Annotated in this window: 7 protein-coding genes; 2 read left to right on the top strand and 5 right to left on the bottom strand. The window is 72.7% G+C overall.

The genetic code is table 11. The features are described from left to right. From B7767_RS07225 to B7767_RS07215, 3 genes are all read right to left on the bottom strand, one after another. A partial coding sequence (locus B7767_RS07225; protein WP_085571414.1) for a zf-HC2 domain-containing protein occupies window positions 1-598 on the bottom strand: 598 nt, incomplete at its 3' end. Between the two features lie 151 nt (window positions 599-749). Further along, on the bottom strand, window positions 750-1,271 hold the full coding sequence (locus B7767_RS07220; RefSeq protein ID WP_085571413.1) for a hypothetical protein: 522 nt from the start codon (window positions 1,269-1,271) through the stop codon (window positions 750-752). Between the two features lie 136 nt (window positions 1,272-1,407). Next, on the bottom strand, window positions 1,408-1,953 hold the full coding sequence (locus B7767_RS07215; protein WP_085571417.1) for a sigma-70 family RNA polymerase sigma factor: 546 nt from the start codon (window positions 1,951-1,953) through the stop codon (window positions 1,408-1,410). Between the two features lie 211 nt (window positions 1,954-2,164). On the opposite strand from B7767_RS07215, the gene B7767_RS07210 reads away from it, so the two are divergent. Further along, window positions 2,165-3,319 (top strand): CapA family protein, encoded by a 1,155-nt coding sequence (locus B7767_RS07210; protein WP_085571412.1) that lies wholly within the window; start codon window positions 2,165-2,167, stop codon window positions 3,317-3,319. 6 nt (window positions 3,320-3,325) lie between these two features. On the opposite strand, the gene B7767_RS07205 is transcribed toward B7767_RS07210, so the two are convergent. After that, window positions 3,326-3,799 (bottom strand): MarR family winged helix-turn-helix transcriptional regulator, encoded by a 474-nt coding sequence (locus tag B7767_RS07205; protein WP_085571416.1) that lies wholly within the window; start codon window positions 3,797-3,799, stop codon window positions 3,326-3,328. Window positions 3,800-3,856: 57 nt separating this feature from the next. On the opposite strand from B7767_RS07205, the gene B7767_RS07200 reads away from it, so the two are divergent. Next, window positions 3,857-4,681 (top strand): alpha/beta fold hydrolase, encoded by an 825-nt coding sequence (locus B7767_RS07200; protein ID WP_085571411.1) that lies wholly within the window; start codon window positions 3,857-3,859, stop codon window positions 4,679-4,681. Window positions 4,682-4,714: 33 nt separating this feature from the next. Here B7767_RS07200 and B7767_RS07195 read toward each other — a convergent pair whose 3' ends face one another. Beyond that, entirely contained in the window at window positions 4,715-5,176 is a 462-nt protein-coding gene (locus B7767_RS07195; protein WP_085571415.1) for a universal stress protein, read from the bottom strand. Window positions 5,177-5,442 lie beyond the last annotated feature (266 nt).

Below are 5,442 nucleotides of genomic sequence, written 5' to 3'. Positions count from 1 at the left end.
GGGCGATGTCCTCGGGGTGCATGGCGGAGCCGCCGAGCACCGTGTGGGGGCGGGCGTCGAGACGGGGCACGCTCCAGCTGGTCACCGTCTCCTCGGAGCCGTCCCGGCCGATCACCACCAGACGGCAGGTGCGGGGCCCCGCACCGTCCTTGACCTCGATCTCCACATTGCTGCCCCAGGCCTCGTCCTGAGCTGTCACCTGCGCCCACACCCCGGACCGCTCGTCGGTCGCCGCGATGCTCACGGCGCCCCCGCCGTCGTCGCGCGCCAGCACCGCGACCGCCGGCGCGGACACCGCGACCACCACCGAGGCGGCCAGGGCCAGCAGCAGTCGACGGCGCCCCGCCCGGTTGCGGGCCGCCACCTGTGACAGCAGCCGGTCCAGCATCCTCGGGCCGGGCTTGGCCAGCGGGTGCACCAACCGCGGGGTGGAACTCCGGTACAGCATCAACTGGCGTGCCGCGGGACCGAATTCGGTCACCTGGACAGCGCACTGGGGGCACTCCATGAGGTGGTCCTCGAAACGGAACGCGTCCGCTTCGTCCAGCACGCCGAGCGCGTAGGCGCCGACGTCGCGATGCCTCTCCAGGGACCTCATGCCGAATCCTCGTGCCGTTGGGTGCGGGTGGGGTTACTCCTTGCTCCCACCGGTACGCACCAGGCAGCCGAATCACTCAAGCCACGTGCCGAATCGTAACCAAGGGATTCGGAGCGGACCGGCCCCCGGATTGGTCGGATCGGCGAGAAACCTAGAAAAGATGGATGGCGAGGTGACCGAGCGGCAGTCCGAGCTGCCACGCCGGTGTCCACACCTTGGGTCCCTCGTCCTCACCGGTCACTGCGCCGCCGCCCGGCACCGCGTTCAGATCGGGCGCGAGCAGCTCCGTCTCCCGCAGCCAGCGCCAGGCCTCCCGGGCCAGCTCCAGGTCCGGATCCGGCGCGTCCCGGCCGGCCGCGGCGGCGTCCGCGGTCAGGTCCCGCAGGCGCCCCTGCACCCACTCCTGCCACGGCTGGTCGTACGCGGTCAGCGACAGCCAGGTCTCCAGCTGGGTGACCACCCGGATGCCGGACAGCTCGCCGTCGGTGTCGGACAGGAACACGGTCAGCGCCAGCGCGTCCCGGCCCGCGCGGAACTCGAAGGACGTCGGCGGCATCAGATCGCCGCTGCGCAGCAGTTCGTCGGCGATGTACTCGGCGTACAGCCAGGCCATGGGGACGGTCAGTTCACCGTCGCCGGTGCCGTCCGTGCTCTCTCGACCTCTGTGCAGCATCCCTTCCTGCCTTCCTCCGGTGCGTGCGCGTCGCCCGAACCCGGGCCCCCGGTCCGGAACACGGATGAGGACAGCCGATTACCCAACCGGGGTGGTCGGCAAGGCGCTTTGCGAAGGTTTGACTCTGCCTTCGGTTTCATCGCATGTCGGAGGCGTATCCGGGGAGCACCCGGCGCAGGGCGCGCAGGGCGTAGTACGCGCGGGACTTCACGGTACCGGGCGGAATCCCGAGGGCCGTCGCCGCTTCCGCCACACTCGCCCCCTGGAAGTACACGAGCACCAGGACTTCACGGTGCTCCGGAGTGAGTGTCTTCACAGCCTCGCGGACGTCGAGCGCGGCCGCGGCCCGCTCGGCGTGGTCGGAGATCACCCGGGCGTTCTCCAGTACGGCGTCCCCGACCTCGGCCGGCCGGGCCTGCCGGGCCCGTCGCGCGTCGATGGCGAGCCGCCGTCCCACGGTGAGCAGCCAGGGCCGTACGGAGTCGAAGTTCTCGGCGCGCAGGGCCTCGGGGTGCTGCCAGGCGCGCACCAGGGTCTCCTGGACCAGGTCCTCCGCGCGCTGCCGGTCCCCGTCGCAGAGCCGGAGGAGCAGCGCGAAGAGGGGCCGGCCGTGCTCGCGCTGCAGTGCGGCGAGCTCGTGCTCGGCGGTCGTCCCGTTCATGAGTGTGGTTCCGGCCGTCATGGCCGTATGGCAGCGCACGGCGCGACGCGGGGACAGGGCGCGCGCAGGGGCGTCCGGCGGACGGTCGATCGCGTCGACGAACGGTTCGACGAACGGTCGGGGCGGCCGTTCGCGCACGCCGGACGGCCTAAAGGGCGTGTCGGAACGGCGACGGACGTGATGCGGCTTCTTACCTGTTTATCCACAAATACGACTACAGCGGGGTGGAGTGGTGATCACACGCAGTCGACAGGTGGCCCTGGTCCTGACCGTCGTCCTCGCCGCGGGCGCCGCCTGCCAGGCCCGCGACCACCGGCCACCGGAACCGGGGCGTCCGGCTCCTTCCGCCACGGGGCCCCGCGGCTTCACCCTGGTCGCCTCGGGGGACGTACTGCCCCACGACTCGATCATCGAACGCGCCCGCTACGACGCGGGCGGCACCGGGTACGACTTCCGGCCGATGCTCTCCGGCATCCGCTCCGTCGTCGACTCCGCCGATGTGGCGCTGTGCCACATGGAGACCGTGTACGGCGCGGGCGGCGACTACACCGGCTACCCCCTCTTCAAGTCCCCGCCCGAGGTGGCCGACGGCCTCGCCGCCACCGGCTACGACGGCTGCTCCACCGCCTCCAACCACTCCCTGGACGACGGCGCCGAGGGCATCCGCCGCACCCTGGACGCCCTCGACCGGGCCGGTGTGCGCCACGCCGGCTCGGCGCGCACCGAGCAGGAGGCCCGCACGGCGACCGTGCTGCGCGCGGGCTCGGCGCGGGTCGCCCACCTCGCCTACACCTACGACACCAACGGCCTCCCGCTGCCGCCGGGCGAGCCCTGGGCCGTCGGCCTCGTCGACGAGGCGCGGATCGTCGCCGACGCGCGGGCCGCCCGGAAGGCCGGAGCCGATGTCGTCGTGGTCTCCCTGCACTGGGGCACCGAATGGCAGGAGACCCCCGACGAGCGGCAGACCGCCCTCGCCCGCTCGCTCACCGCCTCGGCCACCGGGGGCCGCCCCGACATCGACCTGATCCTCGGCACCCACGCCCATGTCCCGCAGGCATACGAGAAGGTCAACGGCACCTGGGTGGTCTACGGCATGGGCGACCAGATCGCCGGCGGGATGACCAACCACGAGGGCGTCCAGGACCCGCGCGGCAACCAGTCCACCCTGGGCCGCTTCACCTTCGCCCCGCCGGAGCGCCCCGGCGGACGCTGGGAGGTGACCCGGGCCGAGTTCGTCCCGCAGTTCTTCGACGTGGACGCCGGCCGGGTCGTCAACCTCAACAGGGCGCTCGCCCGGGGCGCCGAGGTGCGGTCCGTGCGCGACCGGATCCGGAACGTGGTGCTGAGCCGGGGCGCCGCGCAGGACGGGCTCGTGATGGGGGAGTGAGGGCCGTCAGTCGAGGTCGACGTGGTCGAGCGCCGTCAGCAGCTCGCCCAGCACCCGCAGACAGGCCGTCACGTCGGCGTCCGTGAGGTCACCGCCGACCTCCCGCAGGAGCAGGTGTTCGCGCTCCAGGACGGCGGAGATCACCGCGGAGCCCCGCTCGGTCGGGCGGATGAGCGACGACCGCCGGTGGGCGGGGTTCGGGACGGCCTCCACCAGGCCCTGCGCTGCGGCGTCGTTCACCATGCGCTGCACGAACTGCCGGCTGATCGCCTGCGCCCTGCCCATCTGCGGCACGGTCATCGGCCCGTTGCGGTGCAGCAGGGTCAGCACGGCGCGCACGCCCACGGACAGGTCGTCGGTGGTCAGCCCCTGCTCCACGCTGCGCTGGGCGCGCCGGTAGAGGGGGCCGACCAGGTCGTACACCTCGGTGAGGCGACGGCCGAGCTCGTCCGGGGGGAGGGGGGCGTCGATGTCTGTCACCACCCCATCATGACACCTGAGTTGCCAAATCCGGCTCAGGATGACACCTTGGTTGTCATGAACGGTGCTTCGGATCTGCGCTTCTTCCCCTCCGCCGACGGCGACCTCGCCTACCTCGACACCGGCTCCGGCGAACCGGTGGTCCTGCTGCACTCCGGCTTCGTCGACCACCGGGTCTTCGACGCCCAGATCCCGGCCCTGGCCGCCGGGTACCGGGTGATCGCACCGGACGTCCGCGGCCACGGCGCCTCGGCCAACGCCACCACGCCGTTCCGCTGGGCCGACGACCTCGCCGCGTTGCTGCGTCACCTGGACACCGGTCCGGCCGTGCTCGTCGGTGTGTCGATGGGCGGCGCCATCGCCACCGACACGGTGCTGGAGTACCCGGAGCTGGTGCGCGCCGTGGTGGCCTGTGGCGCGGCCACCAGCGACTTCCAGTACACCGACCCCTGGGTCCGCCAGGTGCTGGCCGAGCAGGCCGCGGCCCTGGGCGCGGGCGACGTGGAGGGCTGGCTCACCGCGTTCCTGCGCTACGTGCCCGGCGAGCACCGCACCGCCGCCGACATCGACCCGGACATCATGGACCGGCTGCGCGGGATGGTCCTGGGCACCCTCGCCAAGCACACCCCGGCCGAGGAGGACCACCACGTGCCCATGACCGACATCTGGGCCCGCGTCCCGAAGATCGACGTCCCGGTCCTCACCGTCAACGGGGCCCTCGACGCCCCCGACCTGATCGCCGAGGCGGAACGGTTCGCCAGGACCGTCCGCGACGGCCGCTCCGTGATCATCGACGGCACCGCGCACTACCCCAACCTGGAGCGGCCCGAGGAACTGAACGGGATCCTGCTGGACTTCCTCGGTTCCCTCCGCTCCCGCTGACGGCGGACCGCACCCTGGCCCGCCCGTACGGGACTACGGCACCACCGTCACCGGCCACCGCCCGGCCTTCACCAGCCGCACCGCGACCGACCCGACGATCCGGTGGCCGGCCTGCTCGGAGGCGCCCACGACCACCGCGTCCGCCTTCAGGTCGTCGGCCGCCTTCACCAGTCCGTTGTAGGGGTCGCCGCGGAAGGTGTGGAACTCCCAGCGGACGTCGAAGGCGCCCTTGAACCGCTCCATCGCCTCCCGGACCTGCGCCACCAGGTCCTCGGCCACCTCCTCGGTCGCGTCGGCCACCGGCGCGCCGAGCGCCGCTCCCGCGGCCAGCACCGGCTGCACGTACACGAGGGCGAGCAGCGCCCCCTGACGGCGTGCCAGGCCGGAGGCGTACGCCGCGGCACGCAGCGAGGAGTCGGAGCCGTCCACGCCGGCCACGATCACCTTCGGGCCGTCCGTGCCCCGTTCGAACCCATGGGACCGCTGTTCCGTCACGACGGCGAGGTTATCGGAGCTCGGTCCACCGGCCTTCACGCACCCTCCGGGGTCCGTCGCCCCACACTGCGCCGATCGGGTGGAATCGTGCCGCCGCACCGGTGTCGCCGAGGTGCGTCGGCCCTCCGTGGGGCGACTGATGAGTCATGCAGAAGGATCACTTGCTCACCCGGCGCCGGGCGCTGCTCGCCGGCGCCGTCTCCCTGAGCGCCGCCGCCGTGGCCGCGGCGTTCGCGCCGGGCGCCGGGAACCGTGCCGCACCCGCG

The organism is Streptomyces sp. 13-12-16 (assembly GCF_002114215.1).
Classification (GTDB): Bacteria; Actinomycetota; Actinomycetes; order Streptomycetales; family Streptomycetaceae; genus Streptomyces.
Note: the sequence above shows the minus strand (reverse complement) of the source record. Positions and strands in the feature narration are given on the sequence as shown.

Bases quoted from the DNA above. Each gene is read 5' to 3' on its own strand.
- B7767_RS07200 (WP_085571411.1), top strand. From the start codon at position 3,857: ATGAACGGTGCTTCGGATCTGCGCTTCTTCCCCTCCGCCGACGGCGAC.
- B7767_RS07215 (WP_085571417.1), bottom strand. From the start codon at position 1,953: ATGACGGCCGGAACCACACTCATGAACGGGACGACCGCCGAGCACGAG.
- B7767_RS07220 (WP_085571413.1), bottom strand. From the start codon at position 1,271: ATGCTGCACAGAGGTCGAGAGAGCACGGACGGCACCGGCGACGGTGAA.